Source organism: Profundibacter sp., assembly GCF_965277155.1.
Classification (GTDB): Bacteria; Pseudomonadota; Alphaproteobacteria; order Rhodobacterales; family Rhodobacteraceae; genus Profundibacter.
On the sequence record NZ_CBDIBV010000010.1, the window covers coordinates 847,758 to 868,472 of the forward strand.

At 56.7% G+C, this 20,715-nt stretch carries 24 protein-coding genes; 18 read left to right on the top strand and 6 right to left on the bottom strand.

What is annotated here, in order from left to right; genetic code table 11:
* Positions 1-7: 7 nt before the first annotated feature.
* The 6 genes from ACQY4M_RS12230 to rnhB all read right to left on the bottom strand — a co-directional run bounded on the left by ACQY4M_RS12230 (position 8) and on the right by rnhB (position 5,479).
* Positions 8-967 (bottom strand): calcium/sodium antiporter, encoded by a 960-nt coding sequence (locus ACQY4M_RS12230; RefSeq protein ID WP_428544331.1) that lies wholly within the window; start codon positions 965-967, stop codon positions 8-10.
* Between the two features lie 2 nt (positions 968-969).
* Positions 970-1,137 (bottom strand): hypothetical protein, encoded by a 168-nt coding sequence (locus tag ACQY4M_RS12235; protein WP_162891812.1) that lies wholly within the window; start codon positions 1,135-1,137, stop codon positions 970-972.
* Positions 1,138-1,140: 3 nt separating this feature from the next.
* Positions 1,141-1,938 carry a S49 family peptidase gene (locus ACQY4M_RS12240; RefSeq protein WP_428544335.1) on the bottom strand — a complete coding sequence of 266 codons (798 nt, stop codon included), beginning with the start codon at positions 1,936-1,938 and terminating at the stop codon, positions 1,141-1,143.
* 70 nt (positions 1,939-2,008) lie between these two features.
* Complete coding sequence (glpK, locus tag ACQY4M_RS12245; RefSeq protein ID WP_428544338.1) at positions 2,009-3,496, bottom strand: glycerol kinase GlpK; 1,488 nt, start codon at positions 3,494-3,496, stop codon at positions 2,009-2,011.
* A gap of 140 nt (positions 3,497-3,636) precedes the next feature.
* Positions 3,637-4,752 carry a site-specific DNA-methyltransferase gene (locus ACQY4M_RS12250; RefSeq protein WP_428544341.1) on the bottom strand — a complete coding sequence of 372 codons (1,116 nt, stop codon included), beginning with the start codon at positions 4,750-4,752 and terminating at the stop codon, positions 3,637-3,639.
* Positions 4,753-4,864: 112 nt separating this feature from the next.
* Positions 4,865-5,479 (bottom strand): ribonuclease HII, encoded by a 615-nt coding sequence (gene rnhB / locus ACQY4M_RS12255; protein ID WP_428544344.1) that lies wholly within the window; start codon positions 5,477-5,479, stop codon positions 4,865-4,867.
* A 447-nt stretch (positions 5,480-5,926) separates the two neighbouring features.
* Between rnhB and ACQY4M_RS12260 the strand changes: the two genes are divergently transcribed.
* The 18 genes from ACQY4M_RS12260 to nuoK all read left to right on the top strand — a co-directional run bounded on the left by ACQY4M_RS12260 (position 5,927) and on the right by nuoK (position 20,710).
* Complete coding sequence (locus tag ACQY4M_RS12260) at positions 5,927-7,153, top strand: IS256 family transposase (protein WP_428539582.1); 1,227 nt, start codon at positions 5,927-5,929, stop codon at positions 7,151-7,153.
* A gap of 297 nt (positions 7,154-7,450) precedes the next feature.
* Positions 7,451-8,494 (top strand): IS5 family transposase, encoded by a 1,044-nt coding sequence (locus ACQY4M_RS12265; RefSeq protein ID WP_428539227.1) that lies wholly within the window; start codon positions 7,451-7,453, stop codon positions 8,492-8,494.
* Positions 8,495-8,559: 65 nt separating this feature from the next.
* Entirely contained in the window at positions 8,560-8,757 is a 198-nt protein-coding gene (locus ACQY4M_RS12270; RefSeq protein WP_428544540.1) for a hypothetical protein, read from the top strand.
* The gene (locus ACQY4M_RS12275; protein ID WP_428544525.1) at positions 8,669-9,529 is read left to right on the top strand and encodes a sulfotransferase; all 861 of its coding nucleotides are present in this window, start codon (positions 8,669-8,671) and stop codon (positions 9,527-9,529) included. The genes ACQY4M_RS12270 and ACQY4M_RS12275 overlap by 89 nt, the downstream gene beginning before the upstream one ends.
* Positions 9,530-9,533: 4 nt before the next feature.
* Entirely contained in the window at positions 9,534-10,760 is a 1,227-nt protein-coding gene (locus tag ACQY4M_RS12280; RefSeq protein ID WP_428544347.1) for an NADH-quinone oxidoreductase subunit D, read from the top strand.
* Positions 10,757-11,290 (top strand): hypothetical protein, encoded by a 534-nt coding sequence (locus ACQY4M_RS12285; protein ID WP_428544350.1) that lies wholly within the window; start codon positions 10,757-10,759, stop codon positions 11,288-11,290. Before ACQY4M_RS12280 ends, ACQY4M_RS12285 begins: the two co-directional genes overlap by 4 nt.
* The gene (locus tag ACQY4M_RS12290) at positions 11,287-11,565 is read left to right on the top strand and encodes a hypothetical protein (RefSeq protein ID WP_428544353.1); all 279 of its coding nucleotides are present in this window, start codon (positions 11,287-11,289) and stop codon (positions 11,563-11,565) included. Before ACQY4M_RS12285 ends, ACQY4M_RS12290 begins: the two co-directional genes overlap by 4 nt.
* A complete protein-coding gene (locus ACQY4M_RS12295) occupies positions 11,565-12,698 on the top strand; it encodes an NADH-quinone oxidoreductase subunit E (RefSeq protein WP_428544356.1) in 1,134 nt (377 codons plus the stop codon). Before ACQY4M_RS12290 ends, ACQY4M_RS12295 begins: the two co-directional genes overlap by 1 nt.
* A 136-nt stretch (positions 12,699-12,834) precedes the next feature.
* Positions 12,835-13,743: a hypothetical protein gene (locus tag ACQY4M_RS12300; RefSeq protein ID WP_428544359.1), complete on the top strand. Its 909-nt coding sequence runs from the start codon at positions 12,835-12,837 to the stop codon at positions 13,741-13,743.
* A 16-nt stretch (positions 13,744-13,759) separates the two neighbouring features.
* On the top strand, positions 13,760-13,990 hold the full coding sequence (locus ACQY4M_RS12305; protein ID WP_428544362.1) for a DUF5337 domain-containing protein: 231 nt from the start codon (positions 13,760-13,762) through the stop codon (positions 13,988-13,990).
* Positions 13,991-13,995: 5 nt separating this feature from the next.
* The gene (gene nuoF, locus ACQY4M_RS12310; protein ID WP_428544365.1) at positions 13,996-15,291 is read left to right on the top strand and encodes an NADH-quinone oxidoreductase subunit NuoF; all 1,296 of its coding nucleotides are present in this window, start codon (positions 13,996-13,998) and stop codon (positions 15,289-15,291) included.
* 67 nt (positions 15,292-15,358) lie between these two features.
* Positions 15,359-15,772: a DUF5333 domain-containing protein gene (locus tag ACQY4M_RS12315; RefSeq protein WP_428544368.1), complete on the top strand. Its 414-nt coding sequence runs from the start codon at positions 15,359-15,361 to the stop codon at positions 15,770-15,772.
* Positions 15,773-15,776: 4 nt separating this feature from the next.
* Entirely contained in the window at positions 15,777-17,798 is a 2,022-nt protein-coding gene (gene nuoG, locus ACQY4M_RS12320; RefSeq protein WP_428544371.1) for an NADH-quinone oxidoreductase subunit NuoG, read from the top strand.
* A gap of 2 nt (positions 17,799-17,800) precedes the next feature.
* On the top strand, positions 17,801-18,205 hold the full coding sequence (locus ACQY4M_RS12325; protein ID WP_428544374.1) for a hypothetical protein: 405 nt from the start codon (positions 17,801-17,803) through the stop codon (positions 18,203-18,205).
* A gap of 6 nt (positions 18,206-18,211) precedes the next feature.
* Positions 18,212-19,249, top strand: coding sequence for an NADH-quinone oxidoreductase subunit NuoH (gene nuoH / locus ACQY4M_RS12330; RefSeq protein ID WP_428544377.1), 1,038 nt, complete (start codon positions 18,212-18,214; stop codon positions 19,247-19,249).
* A 4-nt stretch (positions 19,250-19,253) separates the two neighbouring features.
* Positions 19,254-19,745 carry an NADH-quinone oxidoreductase subunit NuoI gene (gene nuoI, locus ACQY4M_RS12335; protein WP_428544380.1) on the top strand — a complete coding sequence of 164 codons (492 nt, stop codon included), beginning with the start codon at positions 19,254-19,256 and terminating at the stop codon, positions 19,743-19,745.
* Positions 19,746-19,787: 42 nt separating this feature from the next.
* Positions 19,788-20,402, top strand: a complete 615-nt coding sequence (locus tag ACQY4M_RS12340; RefSeq protein WP_428544383.1) for an NADH-quinone oxidoreductase subunit J — start codon at positions 19,788-19,790, stop codon at positions 20,400-20,402.
* A 2-nt stretch (positions 20,403-20,404) separates the two neighbouring features.
* Positions 20,405-20,710 (top strand): NADH-quinone oxidoreductase subunit NuoK, encoded by a 306-nt coding sequence (gene nuoK, locus ACQY4M_RS12345; RefSeq protein ID WP_428544386.1) that lies wholly within the window; start codon positions 20,405-20,407, stop codon positions 20,708-20,710.
* Positions 20,711-20,715: the final 5 nt, after the last annotated feature.

The window sequence follows — 20,715 nt, forward strand, 5'->3', positions numbered from 1 at the left end:
CTCCAGGTTAAACCAAGATGACAACAATATAGGCTGCATAAGCCGCAGATAAAACCACGCCCCAGCCTTTGGTGATATTCTGTTTGAGAAATACAAACGGGATCAACAGCGCCGATGAGGCCAGCATCACCCACAGATCAAACCGCAGAATGCCATCTGCAACCGGAATATCGCCAACAAAACTGGCGATACCGATGATCGCCAACAGGTTGAACATGTTCGATCCGATGACATTGCCCAGCGCCACATCGGCCTGATTGCGAATGGCCGCCATAACGGTTGTTGCCAGTTCGGGCAGCGATGTGCCCACCGCCACCAGCGTCAGCCCGATCACCGTTTCACTAACCCCGTAATAGGTGGCGATGTTCACCGCCCCTTCGACCAACAGATTGGCCCCCAGCGGCAGGCCAATCAGGCCCAGCACCATGAACACCCCGATTTGCCACCACGGCATATCCGGATCAACGCCTTCGATGTCTTCCAGATCATCCTCGGACGCACATGCAATTTTGCTTTCGCGGCGATGTGAACGCGCCTCGAGAAATGAATCCGACAGCACAAACCCTAAGGCGGCCAACAGGACCACCCCGTGGATCCATGTAATCGGCCCAAGGAAGCACATGGCAACAAACAGCAGGGTTGCGAATATCATGAACAGGTAATTCTTGCGCGTGTCGCATTCCGAGGTATGGAAGGTGGCAATCAGTGCCGGCAGACCCAGCACCAGCAATACATTGGCGGTATTTGACCCCACCACATTGCCCAGCGCCAGACCCGGCGCGCCATCATGGATCGCCTGTATCGCAATCAGCAATTCCGGGGCCGAGGTGCCAAAGGCCACGATCGTCAGGCTGACAATCAGCGCGGGCACACCCAGCCGCAAACTCAGGTTCACCGCCCCTTTGACCAGCGCATCCCCCGCAAGCAACAAAATAACCAGCCCAAGACCGGCATATACCCAATCCATTTTTAACCCTTGTTCTTTCGCTTACAGACACAAGGCCCGCTGCCAATCCGGTAACGCCCGCATTTGGGGCATTTGCGGCTTTCCAGCTTGGCCTGCCCGGGGAAACGCAGGCGACCGAACATCGCCAGAACCAGCATCCCGATCAAAAACAGGCTGACAACTTTAACCATATTCTAAAGCCCAAACCGCGCGAAATGCGCACGTTCCTCTATTCCGTCCAGCGCATCACCCACAATGCGCGCGCCAAACCGTTGCAAGATCGACCGCTTTACCCCGTAACGGGCAAAACGCACCTTCTTGCCATAGCGTTCTTTCATCACCGGCACCAGATGCCCGATGCCATCAATCAACCCGACATCCTGCGCCGCGCGCCCGACCCAGATTTCGCCGGTGAACAGATCCTTGTCCTCGGGCAGTTTTCCGGCCCGCCGTGTGGTGATCTGGGTTTTGAAATTCACATGGATTTGTTCCAGCATCACCTTCAGACGTTTCACATCCGCCGGTTTTTCCGGCTGGAACGGGTCCAGCATGGATTTGGATTTACCGGCGGTATAAACGCGGCGTTCAACCCCGTGGCGGTTGATAAATTCGTTCAGGCCGAACCCCATGGAAATAACGCCGATTGATCCGATGATCGAGCTTTCATCCGCAAGAATCTCGTCCGCCGCACTGGCCAGCCAATAGCCACCGGATGCGGCAATATCCTCGACAAAGGCCACCACGGGAATTTTCTTTTCCTCGGCCAGTCGTCGGATGCGCGCCGCGATCAATGACGATTGCACGGGTGAGCCACCGGGCGAATTAATCAGCAGGGCCACGGCCTTGGGTTTGCCGCGCTTGAAAGCCTTTTCAATCACGGGGGCTAATGTTTCATCATTTAGCGACCCGCGCCCGCCTGCGGCTATCATACCGGACAGGCGAATTACGGCGACAACGGGGTCAGATTTTATAAAGGGGATCCAGCGTTTCATAAGGTAGGATGTAGAGTGCCGCATGGGTGCAAACAAGGTCGCGACCAAAATCAGCCGTTAGTGTTGCCAATTAATAACCCATCGCCCCTTTAACCGCCCTCTTCCACGCACCGTATTTTGCATCGCGCACATCATCACCCATTGCCGGTTGAAAGCGTTTTTCCAACACCCAACTGCGGGCAAATTCGTCCTGCTTGGGGTAAACGCCCGCCTTCATTCCGGCAATCCACGCCACCCCCAGCGCCGTGGTTTCCAACACCGTCGGGCGGTCCACCCGTGCGTCCAGAATGTCGGACAAAAACTGCATGGTCCAGTCACTGGCGCTCATGCCGCCATCCACCCGCAATATGGCTTCGCCACCTGCGCCCTGCCAGTCGGCCTGCATCGCTTCCAGCAAATCGCGGGTCTGATAGCCAACACTTTCCAGTGCCGCGCGGGCCAGTTCTGCCGGACCGGAACCACGGGTCAAGCCGAACACCGCCCCGCGACATTCGGCATCCCAGTAAGGTGCGCCAAGACCGGTAAAGGCGGGCACCAGAACCACATTCTGCCCATCGTCCGCTGCCTGCGCCAGTGCCTGTGTTTCGCTGGCCTGCTGGATGATCCCCAGCCCGTCACGCAGCCATTGCACCGCCGCACCGGCAATAAAGATCGAGCCTTCCAGCGCATAGGTGGTAACCCCGTCAAACTGATAGGCAATGGTGCCCAGCAACCGGTTTTGGCTGCTGACCAGTGTCTGGCCCGTGTTCAACAGGGCAAAACATCCGGTGCCATAGGTGGATTTCATCATCCCGGGCGCAAAACACGCCTGCCCCACAGTTGCGGCCTGCTGATCCCCCGCAACCCCTCGAATGGGGATCGGAGTGCCGAACAGATCAGCAGTGGTTTCGCCAAAATCCCCGTCGCAATCGCGCACCTCGGGCAGCAAAGACATAGGAATGTCCAGAAGGGTGCAGATTTCCTTGTCCCAGTGACCCTCACGGATATTATACAAAAGGGTTCGCGCCGCATTGGTGGCATCGGTCGCATGAACCGCACCGCCGGTCAGGCGCCAGATCAGATAGCAATCGACCGTGCCGAACAGCAAATCGCCCGCCTCTGCCCTGGCGCGGGCCCCTTCGACGTTATCCAGCAGCCACTTTACCTTGGTGCCGGAAAAATACGGGTCCAGCAGCAGGCCGGTTTTACGGGTGATTTCTGCCTCGTGCCCCGCTGCCTTTAGCGCCTCGCAAATTGGCGCCGTGCGTCGGTCCTGCCAGACAATGGCATTGTGAATGGGGGTGCCGGTTTTCCGGTCCCAGACGATGGTGGTTTCACGCTGGTTGGTGATACCGACGGCGGCAATGTCACCGGCTGTTGCGCCGGCCTGATCCATCGCGTCGCGGGCGGTCTGAACCACGGTTTGCCACAGGTCTTCGGGGTCATGTTCCACCCAGCCCGATTGCGGGAAATGCTGGGTGAATTCCTGCTGCGCTGTGACCGCAACCTTTAGATCGCCATCAAACAATATCGTGCGCGATGATGTGGTGCCTTGGTCGATTGCCATCACATAGGTCATAAGATTTCCCCCTTGTTGTCCGGTAGAGTGTTCCGCAAATTACGGCCTCGCACAACAAAAAACCCCGCCGAGGGCACGGCGGGGCAAGTTAGTGCTCTGTAGTCAGGCCACAGGCACCGGCGGTATTCGTTTGAAACAGATCAGTTCGGTCGTTCGGCCATTTCAGCGCGGATTTGCTGACGCAGCAGGTCGATCGGGACCTTTTTGCCATCGCGCTTGAAGCACCAGTAGGTCCAGCCGTTGCAGCTGGGCGCGCCTTCCAGATGGGCGCCGACCTGATGGATGGACCCCTTCACATCGTCGCCAATCAGCGAACCGTCGGCCCGCACGCGGACCTTGTGGCGGTTGTTCATCGAGTAAAGCTCGTCCCCCGGGTTCAACATGCCGCGTTCTACCAGCTGACCGAATGGCACACGGGGTTCGGAACGTTTGGCGGGGGTGACTTGCAGGCTTTCTTTGTCGAACTTGCGGATTTTCGACAGGCGTTTGGCGGCAACCTTGCGATAGGCCTCTTCGCGTTCAATACCGATATATTCGCGGCCCAGTTTCTTGGCCACAGCACCCGTGGTGCCAGTGCCAAAGAACGGGTCCAGAACCACATCGCCGGGGTTGGTGGTGGCCACCAGAATCCGGTGCAGCAGGCTCTCGGGTTTTTGGGTTGGATGGGCCTTGTCGCCATCCTCGTTCTTCAGGCGTTCGTGGCCCGTGCAAATCGGCAGAACCCAGTCGGAACGCATCTGGATGCCTTCGTTCAACGCCTTCAGGGCATCATAGTTGAAGGTGTATTTGCTGGCCTCTTCTTTCGAGGCCCAAATCAGTGTTTCGTGGGCGTTGGTCAGGCGTTTGCCACGGAAATTCGGCATCGGGTTGGTTTTGCGCCAAACAACATCGTTCAGCACCCAGAACCCCTGATTTTGCAACGCAGCCCCAACGCGGAAAATGTTGTGGTAAGAGCCGATCACCCAAATCGCCCCGTTCGGTTTCAGCAACCGGCGTGCGGCCTTTAGCCAGTCCTGCGTGAACTTGTCATAGGCAGCAAAGGACGAAAACTGGTCCCACGCATCGTCAACCGCATCCACCTTGGAATTATCGGGGCGGTGCAGGTCACCGCGCAGTTGCAGGTTATAAGGGGGATCCGCGAAAATCAGATCAACCGAACCCGCAGGCAGGCTGTTCATTACGTCGATGCAATCGCCATCAAGGATTTGGTTCAGCGGCAGCTTGGAAGCCGCTTTTGTCTTGGTTTTCGTTGTCATTTTCTGCCTCTACGGTTGCGCATTTTTGCGCTTGTTGTTGAGGCCTAGGATGAGTCATTGGCGATTCGCCGTCAATTTCTTTTTTGAATCAAGAGGTTAGAAAATTCTCTTGCTACAACATCTTGTATACGGGTTTGAACGAACGTCTATGGTGTGGGGTCACCCCAAGTTTTTGTAGTGACTCCAAATGCACAGCTGTGGGATATCCGGCGTTCTTTTCCCAGCCATAGCCGGGATACTGTTGCGCCAAATCCACCATGATGCGATCGCGCACTGTTTTGGCCATGATCGAAGCGGCGGCAATCGACACAGATTTGCCATCGCCTTTGATGACCGCCTGCGCGGAAAGGGTCAAACCCTTGGGGATCAGGTTGCCATCAATCAAAACGTGGTCGGGGGTTTTGGGCAATCCGGCCACCGCGCGTTCCATTGCCAGATGCGAGGCGCGCAGGATGTTCAGCTCGTCAATCTCGGCAACTGTGGCGTGGGCAACCGATACGGTGGCGCATTCCAGCAGCAGATCATACAGCGCCTCGCGGCGTTTGGCGGTCAGCTTTTTGGAATCGTTCAGACCGGCGGGGATGTTCTGCGGATCCAGAATAACAGCGGCGGCGGTGACAGGACCGCAAAGGGGCCCGCGGCCGACTTCGTCAACGCCGGCAATCAGGGTGTGGCCGGCATCAATGGCGGTTTGTTCAATGGTGAAATCCGGGGCTGGTTTTGTCATATGCCCAGAAAACCCAGAACCACCATTCATGCAAGAGAAAAGGGCGGGGAGCCTTTTTTCCGGCTCTCCCGCCCCAAAGGTGCGAGGACGCAACAAAACCGCACCTTTTACCCGATAGTTTCGGGATTACTGCACAGCCACGCGGTAGCCGTTGTCACGCAGGCAATAGGGACCGTAAACATTCCGACGGCCATAGTCGGTATTGATCCGGCGCTTGCACTGCTGCGGCAGACTTAGGCGGGGTGCATATTTGGCGACACAATGGGCACCGTAAGCACGGATGGCGCCATTAGGTGTATAAAAGGTTTTCAAACAGCGGTTCGGTACTGCCGGTGCAGCGGGCACTGGGGTAGTGTCGCGAGTTTGGTGGAAATTCGAGGACGGCGTAATCTCCGGGTGCATCGAAGCCACCCAACCGGCGGCTGGAACCGCCAAGGAGATCACGCCATGACAAAGAATACAGCAACATCGACATCCGCGCTACTGGCCAATGAAGCAGGCTATGACCCGATTGAAGACCGGCTGCGCCAGAACATCCGCGCGACGATCGAGGCGGTTTTCGAAGAGGAGCTGGAGCAGTTTCTGGGCCGTTGCCGGTATGGCCGCAGCGGCGGGGCAAAGGCCGGATACCGCCACGGGCATCGCGAGCGGCAACTGGTCGGAACATTTGGAACCGAAACGGTGCGCGTGCCGCGTGCGCGGATCACAGGCGAGGCCGGCAAGGCCAGAGAATGGCGCTCGAAGGCATTGCCCCGCTACCAGCGGCTGACGAAGAAGGCCGAGGCGCTGATCGCTGCTGTCTACCTTTCGGGCACCAACACACGGCGGGTAAAACGCGCCCTGTTCGGCCTGTTTCAGGGGGCGGTCAGCAAGGATGTGGTGAGCCGCGCCTGGCGCAAGGTGAAGGTGGACTGGCAGGCGTGGTGCGCCCGCAGCCTTGCGGATGAAGACATCGTGCGGCTGATCCTGGACGGCACCGTGATCAAAACGCGGATTGACAGGAAGGCCACCAATATCTCGGTTCTGGCCGCGATTGGCGTGCGCCGGGATGGGCAGAAGGTCTTGTTATCACTGATGAACATGGGCGGCGAAAGCACCTCCGCCTGGCGTCAGTTCATCAACGATCTGGATGCGCGCGGGTTGAAACGGCCCGAATTTGTCATCGTGGACGGGGCACCGGGACTTGAGGTCGCTCTCATTGCCCTCTGGGGTGAAGATCTGCCGATCCAGAGGTGCACGGTGCACAAGCACCGCAACCTTCTGGCCAAGGCACCCAAGCGTATGCATGATGAGTTGACAGAAGATTACCGCGACATGATCTACGCCAAAACACCCGAGGAAATCGCCACCCGCCGCAAGGCATTTCTGCGAAAATGGCGGCTGAAATGCAAGGCCGTCGCTGACAGCTTGGAAGAAGCAGGAGATAAGCTTTTCACCTTCACGCGTCTGCCACAAGGCCAGTGGAAATCGGCCAGAACGACAAATGCGATCGAACGCCTGAACGAGGAATTCCGCCGCCGCATCAAGACCCAGACCGTGCTGCCATGCGCCGAGACCGTGCCGATGCTGCTTTGGGCTCTGATGGCCTCGGGGCAGATCGTCATGCGAAAGGTCGATGGCTGGGAAACGCTCGCTCAGCCCGTCGCCGACGCAACCCTTGACCAAGCCGCCTGACCGGCGCATAACTCAACCCGCTCGGAGGTGCCTGAAATCAATTTCCACCACTTTCGAGACACAACCCAAATTTTTCATTTCGTTAGTTTGATCCGTTATGGGGCATGGCACTGCTGCACCTTTAGCAATCTGAATAAAGTACACTCGGAAAAGCGACAAATTGGTTGTCGAAAAGCGCCAACTTGGTGTCGAAATTTGAGTTATGTATTAGGGAACCTCTAAAAATCCCCCAAAATCCGGCCTGACGGGGTAGAATCGTCATCAGGATGAAAATGATTCGACCGACGGGGTTTTGTCATGGGTCAGATGGGATTTTTTGATCTTTCCAGCCGATACGCGGGACTGGACAAATCTGGTGATCCGCTGGTGTTGCTCAACGACATGGTGCCGTTCGAGGATTACCGGGACGAGCTGAAGGCCATATGGCGCACGCCGCCCGAACAGCGCAAATCCAACGCTGGCCGCCCGCCTTGGGATGAGGTGCTGATATTCAAGACGATGGTTTTGCAGCAGCTCTACAACCTCTCTGACGATCAGATCGAGTATCAGATCCGCGACCGCCTGTCGTTCATGCGGTTTCTCGGCCTTGGCATTGAAGACAGCGTACCTGACGCCAAGACCATCTGGGCCTACCGTGAAAGGCTGGCCGGGGCCGGGAAGATGAAGGAGCTGTTTGACAAGTTCGATGCCTTTCTGCGCGAAAAGGGCTATCTGGCGATGGGCGGGCAGATTGTTGATGCGAGCATCGTTCCGGCGCCGCGCCAGCACAACAAAAGGGACGAGAACGAGAAAATCAAGGCGGGCGAAACGCCTGAAGAGTGGGAGGAAAAACCCCACAAGAAGCGCCAGAAGGACGTGGATGCGCGCTGGACGAAGAAGCACGGCAAGAGCTATTACGGCTACAAGAACCACATCAATGTCGACCGGCGGCACAAATTCATCCGCGCTTATGATGTCACCGATGCCGCCGTGCATGACAGCCAGGCGCTTGCCGGTCTGATTGATGCGAGCAACACCTCATCGGACCTGTGGGCCGACAGCGCCTATCGCTCGCAAAAGATCGAAAGCGAGCTGGAAGAGCGGGGGCTTCACAGCCATATCCATCACAAGGGCAGGCGCGGCAAGCCGCTTGGCGAGCGCCAGCAAAAGGCCAACCGGAGGCGCTCGAAAGTGCGGGTCCGGGTCGAGCATGTATTCGCTTTTCAGGAGCGCTCCATGGGCGGCAAGCTGATCCGCTCCATCGGCCTGAAGCGGGCGCGATTTCGCATCGGGATGATGAACCTGGTCTACAACATGAAGCGCTTCGTCCAGTTCGAATGCGGCCTGGCGGCGCCGGGATAAGGGTTCATGGGGTGAGGTGTGCCTGAAATACCCAAAACCGGCTTGAAACCGGTGAAAATGGGTTTATGATCCGAAGCAATCAGGCGGGACAGGCGAAAAACCGTCCACCCCGCCGCGAAGAAGGCGAAAACGGGAATTTACAGAGGTTCCCTGATGATGGGCGAGGCGGTTCTTATGTACGGTATAGGGGCAGTGAAGGCCGGCACCAGCTGGCTGTTCAACTACCTAGAGGGGCACCCCGAGTGCGCCATGCCGCCGTATAAGGAGCTGCGCTATTTCTATATGCTGGAAAATGACCATTTCGAGGGCCAGATCAAAAAGGTGCGCGAGTTGATTGCGGATCTAAAGGACAGTCTGGAAACAGCCCCCGAAGATCGCAAACCGATGATCCAGAAGCGTCTGAACAAGACGCGCCACTGGTTGAAGGTTCTGCGCGAGCACCGCGATGATCCAGCAGCCTATGCGGCCTATATGATGAATGAAGCCAATGGTGCCAAGCTGACAGCGGACATTACACCGGAATATTCGATGATGCCGGTTGCGCGTTTGAAACAGATGGCCGGTGTGGTGGCCAATACGCGGTTTGTCTATCTGCTGCGTGATCCGCTGGATCGGCTGTGGTCGAATATCCGTATGAACGCCTGGCGCAAATCCAAAGACCCCAAGGCGATGCGCGCCCTTGCGCTGGCCGAGGTGGACCGGATTCTGGATGGCAAATCCAGCCCCGCGTTCGAGCGTTCGGATTACGCCCACGGGTTGTCGGCGCTGGAAACAGCCGTGCCCGAGGGGCGCCGCAAGGTGATGTTCTACGAAAACCTGTTTACGGATGACAGCATCCGCGAGCTGTGCGCCTTTTTGGGGCTAAGCAATCACAAGGCCGCATTGGACAAAAGAATACACCAAGGTGTGCCGATCAAGCTGGATGCTGCGCGACGCTCCGGCCTGCAAAAACTGCTTGCGCCGCAATACCATGCGGTTGAAAAGCGCTTTCAGACACTTCCTGCCCGCTGGCAGGACAATATGGCGAGGGTCTAGGATTATGGACGGCTCCAAATTTGACGACGGATCGGTTGATGCCCGTCAGGGTGAACAGAAGATCCGCAATTTCAACATCAACTTTGGCCCGCAGCACCCTGCGGCCCACGGTGTGTTGCGGATGGTTCTGGAACTGGACGGCGAGATTGTAGAACGCGCTGACCCGCATATCGGCCTGCTGCACCGCGGCACCGAGAAGCTGATGGAGAGCCGCACCTATCTGCTGTCGCTGCCCTATTTCGACCGACTGGATTACGTTGCGCCGATGAATCAGGAACATGCCTGGTGTCTGGCGATTGAAAAGCTGACGGGTGTCGAGGTTCCGCGTCGTGCGCAGTTGATCCGCGTGTTGTATTCGGAAATCGGCCGTATTCTGAACCACCTGCTGAACGTGACCACACAAGCGATGGACGTTGGTGCGCTGACGCCACCGGTCTGGGGGTTTGAACAGCGCGAAATCCTGATGGTGTTCTATGAACGCGCCTGTGGTGCGCGCCTGCACGCCAACTATTTCCGTCCCGGTGGTGTGCATCAGGACCTGCCGCCGCAACTGATCGAGGATATCGACGATTGGGCGGTGAATGAATTCCCGCAGTTCATGGAAGATCTGGACGGGTTGCTGACCGAAAACCGTGTGTTCAAGCAGCGCAACGTGGATATCGGCGTTGTGAACGAGCAGGACATTCTGGACTGGAGTTTTTCCGGTGTGATGGTGCGTGGTTCCGGCCTTGCATGGGATTTGCGCCGTGCGCAGCCTTATGAATGCTATGATGAATTCGAATTCGATATTCCGGTGGGCACGAACGGTGATTGCTATGACCGCTATCTGTGCCGGATGCAGGAAATGCGCGAAAGCATCAAGATTATCCGCCAAGCCTGTGAAAAACTGCGCAACGAGCCGGGTGATGTGCTGGCGCGTGGCAAGCTGACCCCGCCAAAACGCGGCGAGATGAAAACCAGCATGGAAGCGCTGATCCATCACTTTAAACTGTATACCGAGGGTTTCCACGTTCCCGCAGGCGAGGTTTACGCCGCGATCGAGGCCCCCAAAGGGGAATTTGGTGTATTTCTTGTGTCAGATGGCAGCAACAAACCTTATCGCGCGAAAATCCGTGCGCCGGGGTATTTGCACCTACAAGCAATGGATTTTGTCGCCAGTGGCCATCAGTTGGCCGATGTTGCGGCGATTATCGGTAGTATGGACGTTGTATTTGGAGAAATTGACAGATGAATAAATTTATAAAACTGACAACCGTTGTTGCGGCCGCTTTGGTTGCAATGCCCGTGATGGCGCAGAATGTGCAAAGCCCCAGCAAAGGGCTGTACCGTCTGATTGACAATTCGGACGGGTATTTCAATGTGCGCGACAATGTGGTGATGATTGAAGGCGAGGACGATATCAAAGCCTGCCGTTTCGGCCTGACACCTGAATTCTTTGCCGCTTACGGGGCAGGGGACGCCGCCGGGATCGAGGCAAACCAGCCCGAAGTCGTTTGCGCCTCGATCACTGAATTCAACGTGGTTGATACGGCTGCCGAAATCAACGACACGGCGGAACTGTATAACTTTATCGACAATTCCGAAGCCTATGTGAACGTCACACAGAATATCGTGATGATCGAAGGCGAAAGCGATATCGAGTTTTGCCACTTTGATCTGTCGGATGAATATTTCGCTGCTGTGGCGGGTAAAGATGATGCCGCGATGGCCGCGAACCAACCCGTGGTGACATGCGTTCCTTTTGCGGACGTCAGCAAATGATCCAGACCGGCAACATATCCTTTGTGACAAAGGCCGTTGCCCTGTGTGGCTTGGTTTTCACAGCCGGTTGCGCGCCGGCTGACGAAAGTCATGTTACGCAAAAACAGAAAGAACAATTTATCGCCGCAATGATTTCTGCCGGATGTTACGTAAATTCGGAAAAAGAGGCGGCGATAGTTGAAAAACTGACCGCGATTGTGCTTGAGCTGAAAGAGACCGGAGAAGTGATCCGGGAAAGCGACAGCCTGAAACTGATAAACGAGGGATGCCCGTAATGCTGCGACGCCTGCACCATACGCAACCGGATGATTTTGCTTTTACCCCTGCCAATCAGGCATGGGCCGAGGCGCAGATCACCAAATATCCCGAAGGCCGCCAGGCCAGCGCCATCATTGCGCTGCTGTGGCGCGCGCAGGAACAGGAAGGCTGGCTGACACGCCCCGCAATGGAGCATGTCGCCGATATGCTGGGCATGGCGCATATCCGTGCCTACGAAGTGGCATCGTTCTATTTTATGTTCCAGCTACAGCCGGTTGGCTCGGTCGCGCATATTCAGGTTTGCGGCACCACGTCCTGTATGATTTGCGGTGCCGAGGATCTGATCGGTATTTGTCGCGAGAAAATCGCCCCCAACCCGCATGAACTGTCGGCAGACGGCAAATTCAGCTGGGAAGAGGTCGAATGTCTGGGTGCTTGCACCAACGCGCCGATGGCGCAAATCGGTAAGGATTACTATGAGGATCTGACCGGCGAACGTTTTGCCGAAATTCTGGACGAGCTGGCCAAGGGCAAAGTGCCCGTGCCCGGCCCGCAGAATGGGCGCTATGCCGCAGAACCGCTGGGCGGGCTGACGTCATTGACAGAATATGACAGCGGCAAGACACAGTATAACGCCTCTGTACAACGGGCTGTGGATATTGGCGATACGGTCAAGCGGATCGACGGCACTGAAGTGCCGTTGCTGACACCGTGGCTGGGGAAATCCGGCAAGGCGGCTGCGAAACCCGCAGCTAAACCTAAAGCGGCAGCAAAGCCAAAGGCCAAACCCGCCGCAAAACCGGCGACCAAGCCACGCGGCACCAAAACCACGACCAAAGTCGCCCGCAAGCCGGTGGCAGCGGATGGCAAGCCCGAGTTGCTGAAAAAGGCGCGTGCCGGTGGTGCGGATGATCTGAAACAGATCAAGGGCGTTGGTCCGAAGCTGGAAAAAATGCTGAACACCATGGGCGTGTTCCATTTTGACCAGGTCGCAAGCTGGCGTGCGAAAGAAGTGCAATGGGTTGACGACAACCTTGAAGGTTTCAAGGGCCGCGTTTCGCGGGATGAATGGGTCAAGCAGGCCAAGGTTCTGGCCAAGGGCGGCACCACCGAGTTTTCGAAGAAAGTCAAAAAGGGCGGTGTTTACTGATAACACCGGAATAAACAGGTTCTACCGATATGAGTGACAAACAGAACATAGCAACAAGAAGCGAGCGCCCGCGTGGCAGCATCGCCTGCGGTTCTGTGCGTATTTTTGCAACAGGGATAAAAAAGGGATGAATGATATGAGTGAAGAAAAAGAAGGCGGTCTGTTTACCTGTCCGGTGATGAGCTGGATCGTGGGGGCGTTGTTGGGATTCGCAACCTATCTGATCATGTCCGGTAGATATGAATATGGCGTCGTTGCGTCCGTCATTGCGGCTTTGATTGTATTGGGGCTGTTTGGTTTCCTGCTGCAGCGCTTGTTCTGCCGCGGGGTAACCGAAACCCGTCATCCTGAACCGGAAGTCCATGAAATTGCTGCTGATCCGGTTGCCGTTGCCGAAGTCGAAAACATCAACCCCGGCGATATGGCCATGCCATACGGCATTCCAGAAAGGGCACCGGAAGAACCTAGGCCTGTAGCCGCGGCAAAACCCGTCGCAGTGGCAAAAACGGCCTCCGAGGATAGCGTTTCCAAAGCGGATGCGGCCCAGGTAGGCGATGTACCCGAGGCCAAACCAGCCGCCAAAGCGCCGACAGCGCCGAAAGCCAAAGCCAAGGCGGCAACCAAGCCCAAAGCCGCAACCAAGCCCAAAGCCGCAGCGAAACCGAAAGCAGCTGCAAAACCGGAAGCCAAAAAGCGGGCAACAAAAACCACAACCAAAGTGGCCCGCAAACCCGTTGCAAAAGACGGCAAGCCCGAATTGCTGAAAAAACCCCGCGCCGGTGGGGCGGATGATCTGAAGCAGATCAAGGGTGTTGGCCCGAAAATGGAGAAAATGCTGAACACCATGGGTGTGTTCCATTTTGATCAGGTTGCCGGCTGGCGCGCAAAAGAAGTCCAGTGGGTTGACGATAACCTTGAGGGTTTCAAAGGCCGTGTTTCGCGGGATGAATGGGTGAAGCAGGCCAAAGTTCTTGCCAAGGGCGGAAAGACCGAATTTTCCAAGAAAGTGGAAAAGGGCGGTGTCTACGCCAAGAACAAGAAGTAAACGAGAGAGTTAGGAAATGACATTGAGCCCCGATCAGGAACAAGCGCTGGCGCGCAAGTCGCGTATGGTGGCCGTGGTTATCGCGGTTGTCGTGGTGCTGTGGATGGGGGCTCAGTGGATTGGCGGGCAGGTCGGGCTGGACCCGAAATTTGCCTTCCTGTTTGATCTGGCCGCACTGGCCGCGTTCTTTTGGACAATGATCGTAACATATCAAATCTGGCGCACGCGCCGGGACAGCAGAGGATAAGGCCCATGCTCAAGGATCAGGATCGGATCTTTACCAATCTATACGGGATGCATGACCGCAGCCTTGCGGGCGCGAAAAAGCGTGGCCATTGGGATGGCACCGCTGCCATCATCAAAAAGGGCCGTGACTGGATTGTGGAAGAGGCTAAGGCCTCGGGCCTGCGCGGGCGTGGCGGCGCGGGTTTTCCCACGGGGCTGAAATGGTCGTTCATGCCAAAGGAAAGCGATGGGCGACCGGCCTATCTGGTGATCAACGCCGATGAATCCGAGCCGGGCACCTGCAAGGACCGCGAAATCATGCGCCATGATCCGCATACATTGGTCGAGGGCGCGCTGATTGCCTCTTTTGCGATGGGGGCACATGCGGCCTATATCTATATCCGCGGCGAATTTATTCGCGAACGCGAAGCCCTTCAGGCGGCGATTGACGAAGCCTATGACGCCGGTCTGCTGGGCAAGAACGCCGCAAAATCCGGTTGGGATTTCGACCTCTATCTGGCGCATGGTGCCGGCGCCTACATCTGCGGCGAAGAAACCGCGATGCTGGAAAGCCTTGAGGGCAAAAAAGGCATGCCGCGCATGAAGCCGCCATTTCCGGCGGGCGCGGGTCTGTATGGTTGCCCGACCACAGTGAACAATGTTGAATCCATCGCCGTGATCCCGACGATCATGCGGCGCGGGGCCAGCTGGTTTTCATCCATGGGGCGCCCGAACAACGCGGGCACCAAACTGTTCGGGATTTCCGGCCATGTGGTGAACCCCTGTGTGGTCGAAGAGGAAATGTCGATCCCGCTGCGCGAATTGCTGGAGCGTCATTGCGGCGGTGTTCGCGGTGGCTGGGACAATCTGAAAGCGGTTATTCCGGGGGGATCAAGCGTGCCGTTGCTGCCGCGTGATGTGGCCGACGAATGTATCATGGATTTCGACTGGCTGCGCGAACAACGCTCGGGGCTGGGCACGGCGGCGGTGATCGTAATGGACGAAAGCACCGACATCATCAAAGCGATCTGGCGGCTGAGTAAATTCTACAAACACGAAAGTTGCGGGCAATGCACCCCGTGCCGCGAAGGCACCGGCTGGATGATGCGCGTGATGGACCGTCTGGTGACAGGGGACGCGGAAATTGAGGAAATCGATATGCTGCTAAGTGTGACCAAACAGGTCGAGGGGCACACGATTTGCGCCCTTGGCGATGCCGCAGCCTGGCCCATTCAAGGGCTGGTGCGCCATTTCCGTGGTGAAATCGAAGATCGTATCAAGTATAAGAAAACAGGGCGGGTTTCCGCTGTGGCGGCTGAGTGATGAAGCAGTGTTATTGCATAACAACAGATGGAACTCCCATCTCCTTTTTATCAAAAGGAGACGACCTATGACTTATGTAAAATCAACACTTGTAACCGCTTTGACTGTTTTCACCCTGACAACGGGCATGGCTTTGGCCAAAACGCCATTGCCAAAGGAAAACCATATCAATTATTCGCTGATGGCCGGCGTGGTGGCGGATAATATCCGCAAAACCTGCCCCAGCATATCGGCACGGATGTTTGTGGCCTGGAGCAAGCTGAACGCGCTGAAATCCTATGCGATCAGCAAAGGCTATAATGAGCCCGAGGTCCGCGCCTTTCTGAAAGATCCAAAAGAAAAAGCCCGCGTCAAAGGCATGGCGGCGGATTATCTGAAAGCGCATGGCGCGGTTGCAGGTGATCCCGAAAGCTATTGCGCCGTGGGCCGTGAAGAAATCGCCAAAAAGAGCCTTATTGGCCAGATGTTGAGGGCAAGATAACACCATGACCGACCTGCGCAAAATCATCATCGACGACACCGAAGTCGAAGTTGAAGGGGCAATGACCCTTATTCAGGCATGTGAAGAAGCAGGCGTGGAAATCCCGCGTTTTTGTTATCACGAACGTCTGTCCATCGCGGGGAACTGCCGCATGTGTCTGGTCGAAGTTGTCGGGGGGCCGCCCAAACCTGCGGCCTCTTGCGCCATGCAGGTGCGCGATTTGCGCCCCGGTCCAGAAGGGCAGCCGCCGGTGGTGAAAACCAATTCGCCGATGGTGAAAAAGGCCCGCGAAGGTGTGATGGAATTCATGCTGATCAACCACCCGCTGGATTGCCCGATTTGCGATCAGGGCGGCGAATGCGATTTGCAGGATCAGGCGATGGCCTATGGTCTGTCCGGTTCCCGCTACAAGGAACCAAAACGCGCGGTTGATAATCTGGACCTTGGCCCGCTGGTCGCCACCGAAATGACCCGCTGTATTTCCTGCACCCGTTGCGTGCGCTTCACCACCGAAGTCGCGGGAATCACCGTGATGGGCCAGATCGGTCGGGGCGAAGACGCGGAAATCACCGCCTATCTGGACGAAACCCTGAACAGCAACCTGCAAGGCAATATCATTGATCTGTGCCCGGTCGGCGCGCTGACCAACAAACCATATGCGTTCACCGCCCGTCCGTGGGAATTGACCAAGACCGAAACGATTGACGTGATGGACGCGCTGGGGTCCAACATCCGGGTCGATACCAAGGGGCGCGAAGTCAAACGCATCCTGCCGCGCAACCATGATGGCGTGAACGAGGAATGGATTTCCGACAAAACCCGTTTTGTCTGGGATGGTCTGCGCAGCCAACGTCTGGACCAGCCTTATGTGCGTGTAGCTGGCAAGCTGAAGCCTGCAACATGGGGCGAGGCGCTGGCCGCTGCTGCCAAAGCCATGAAAGGCGCCAAGGTTGCCGGTCTGGTTGGTGATCTGGTGCCGGTCGAGGCCGCATTTGCCTTGAAGCAACTGATCGAAGGGCAGGGCGGGAACGTCGAATGTCGCGTTGACGGGGCGAAATTGCCTGCGGACAACCGTTCGGCATATGTTGGCACCGCCACGATCGAGGATATTGATAACGCGCAGATGATCCAGTTGATCGGCTGTGATCCGCGCAATGAAGCACCGGTTCTGAACGCGCGCATCCGCAAGGCATGGGCGCGTGGGGCGCAGATTGGTCTGATCGGACAGCCGGTCGACCTGACCTATGATTATTTCCACATGGGTGAAGGCCGCGCCGATCTGATGACGACCATGGACAAGAAATTCGACGAGGTGCTGAAAGTGCCGTCCGTTGTGATTGTCGGCATGGGTGCGCTGCGCGAAGCCGATGGCGAAGCGGTTCTGTCCCAGGCGATGAAACTGGCCGAGGCCACGGACAGCAAACTAATGGTGCTGCACACCGCCGCCGCCCGCGTGGGTGCGATGGATGTGGGCGCTGTAACCGAAGGCGGCATGGCGAGCGCGCTGGACGGGGCCGATGTGGTCTATAATCTGGGCGCGGACGAGGTGGAAATCGCCAAAGGCGCATTCGTGATCTATCAGGGCAGCCACGGTGACCGTGGTGCGCATCGTGCGGATGTGATCCTGCCTGCTGCGGCCTATACTGAAGAAAACGGCGTATTTGTGAACCTTGAGGGGCGGCCACAGATGGCCAACCGTGCAGGGTTCCCTCCGGGGCAGGCCAAGGAAAACTGGGCCATCCTGCGGGCGTTGTCCGCGGAACTGGGCAATGCACTGCCTTACGATACGCTGGCGCAACTGCGTCAGGCGATTGTTGCCGAGGTGCCGCATATGGCGCAAATCGACGTGGTTCCTGAAAACGAATGGAAACCCGTTCCGTTGCGCAATCCGGCCAAGAACGCCAGTTTCCTGAACGCGATCAATGATTTCTATCTGACCAACCCGATTGCACGGGCCAGCAAATTGATGGGCGAACTATCGGCACTGGCCAAGGCACGCGGCACAACCAAGGTGGCGGCAGAGTAATGATGCAGCAGGCAGTTCATAAGCCACCGATTGCCCTTGCCCTTTTGGGTGGGGTGGCAGCCTGTGCGCCTGCGGAACCTGTGGATCCGGCCGTGTTCGAGCCTGAATATCTGGGCGTGCAAACGCGGCTGCTGGATGATGATCTGGTCAATATGTTCGTCACCATGCGCGGTGCGCGGGACCGGGCGGATGTGGCGGCCTATGCCGAATGTGCGGCGGCGGAATATACGCTGATCCGTGGCTACAATTATTTGCGCCATTTGCGCACAAATATTGATGAAAAGAATGGCCAGTGGCGCGGGGATGCTATTTATACCATCTCGGCGGACAAGCCGCTGGGACTGAAGACAATTGATGCCAAGGCCGCGGTGGCCGGATGCGTCGAAAACGGGATACCAAGGGTGTGAGGACCAATGGCTGAATTTTTAGCAACCCCGCTGGGGATATTCGTACTAATCTTCGCACAAGTGCTTGCGATCATTGCTTTTGTGATGATTTCGCTGCTGTTTCTTGTCTGGGGCGATCGTAAAATCTGGGCCGCTGTGCAGATGCGCAAAGGGCCGAACATTGTGGGGGCTTATGGCCTGCTGCAATCGGTGGCCGATGCGCTGAAATATGTGGTGAAAGAGGTGATCGTGCCAGCGGGTGCGGACAAGCCGCTGTTCTTCCTTGCGCCAATGGTGGCCTTTGTGATGTCGATGCTGACATGGGCGGTGCTGCCGTTCAATGACGGCTGGGTTCTGGCCGATATGAACGTTGCGGTGCTGTATGTGTTCGCGATTGGCGGGCTTGAAGTATACGGCGTGATCATCGGCGGTTGGGCGTCCAACTCGAAATACCCGTTCCTTGGCGCGATGCGTTCGGCGGCACAGATGATTTCTTACGAGGTGTCGATCGGCTTGATCCTGATCGGTGTGATCATCTCCACCGGTTCGCTGAACTTTAGCGACATTGTGCGCGCGCAGGATGGCAATTACGGCTTCTTCAGCTGGTACTGGCTACCACATTTCCCGATGGTGTTCCTGTTTTTCATCAGCTCGCTGGCGGAAACCAACCGCCCGCCATTCGATCTGCCCGAGGCAGAATCCGAACTGGTTGCGGGTTTCATGGTGGAATATTCGGCAACCGTTTACCTGCTGTATATGGCTGGTGAATACATCGCCATCTTTATGATGTGCGGCCTGATTTCGGTGCTGTTCTTTGGCGGCTGGCTGTCGCCCATCCCGGGCCTACCTGATGGCGTGCTGTGGATGTTTGGCAAAATGGTGTTCTTCTTTTTCATCTTCGCGATGGTCAAGGCGATCACCCCGCGCTACCGCTATGACCAGTTGATGCGCATTGGCTGGAAAGTGTTCCTGCCGCTGTCGCTGGCTTGGGTTGTTCTGGTTTCTTTCTTTGCACATTTCGGAATGTTCGGCGGGGCATATGCCCGCTGGGCGATAGGGGGCTGAACCGATGGCATTTGATTACGTTCGCGCAACCAAATACTTCCTGCTGTTTGATTACATCAAAGGCTTCCAACTGGGCCTGAAGTATTTCTTTGCCCCCAAGGCAACGCTGAACTACCCGCATGAAAAGGGGCCTTTGTCGCCGCGGTTTCGCGGGGAACATGCGCTGCGCCGCTATCCAAGTGGCGAAGAACGCTGCATCGCCTGTAAACTGTGCGAAGCGATCTGCCCAGCACAGGCGATCACCATTGATGCCGAACCGCGTGATGATGGCAGCCGCCGCACCACGCGCTATGACATCGATATGACCAAATGCATCTACTGCGGGTTCTGCCAAGAGGCCTGCCCGGTGGATGCGATCGTCGAGGGGCCGAATTTCGAATTCGCCACCGAGACCCGTGAAGAACTGTTTTACGACAAAGAAAAACTGCTGGACAACGGCGACCGCTGGGAAGCCGAGATTGCCCGCAATCTGGAACTGGACGCGCCTTATCGCTAAGGCAAGCTGGGGCAACGACCCCGTGAACGAAGGGACATAGAAATGGGTGTAGCCGATTTCGCATTTTACATCTTCGCCATTAGTGCGGTGATCGGGGGGCTGTTTACGGTCGTCTCGAAAAACCCTGTGCATTCGGTGCTGTGGTTGATTTTGGCGTTCCTGTCGTCGGCAGGGCTGTTTGTGCTGCTGGGGGCCGAATTCGTGGCGATGCTGCTGGTCATTGTTTATGTCGGCGCTGTGGCGGTTTTGTTCATGTTCGTGGTGATGATGATCGACGTGGACTTTGCCGAACTACGCGGGCAGATGGCGAAATATGTGCCGATTGCCCTGTTAATCGGGGTGGTTTTGTTGCTGGAACTGTCACTGGCCTTTGGCACATGGCAGGTGTCCAACAACGCCGAGGCCGTGCGCGCCGCGATTGCGCCTGATATGACCGAGGTGACGAATACCGCGGCATTGGGCCAGCTGGTCTATGAGAAATATATCTATCTATTCCAGACGGCGGGTCTGATCCTGCTGGTGGCGATGATCGGTGCGATTGTGCTGACGCTGCGCCATCGTGTGAACATCAAACGCCAGAACGTAATGGCGCAGATGCACCGCGATCCGGCCAAGGCGATGGAAGTGATTGACGTGAAACCGGGGCAGGGGTTGTGAACATGATCGGAATTGAAAACTATCTGGCCGTCGGGGCCGCGCTTTTCGTGATCGGGATTTTTGGGATTTTCCTGAACCGCAAGAACGTGATCATCATTCTGATGTCGATCGAACTGATGCTGCTTGCGGTCAATATCAACCTTGTCGCCTTTTCCGCCTTTTCCGGTGATCTGGTCGGGCAGGTGTTCACCATATTTGTGCTGACCGTGGCCGCTGCCGAGGCGGCGATTGGTCTGGCGATCCTTGTTGTTTTCTTCCGCAACCGCGGCACGATTGATGTTGAAGACGTCAACGTGATGAAGGGGTAAATACG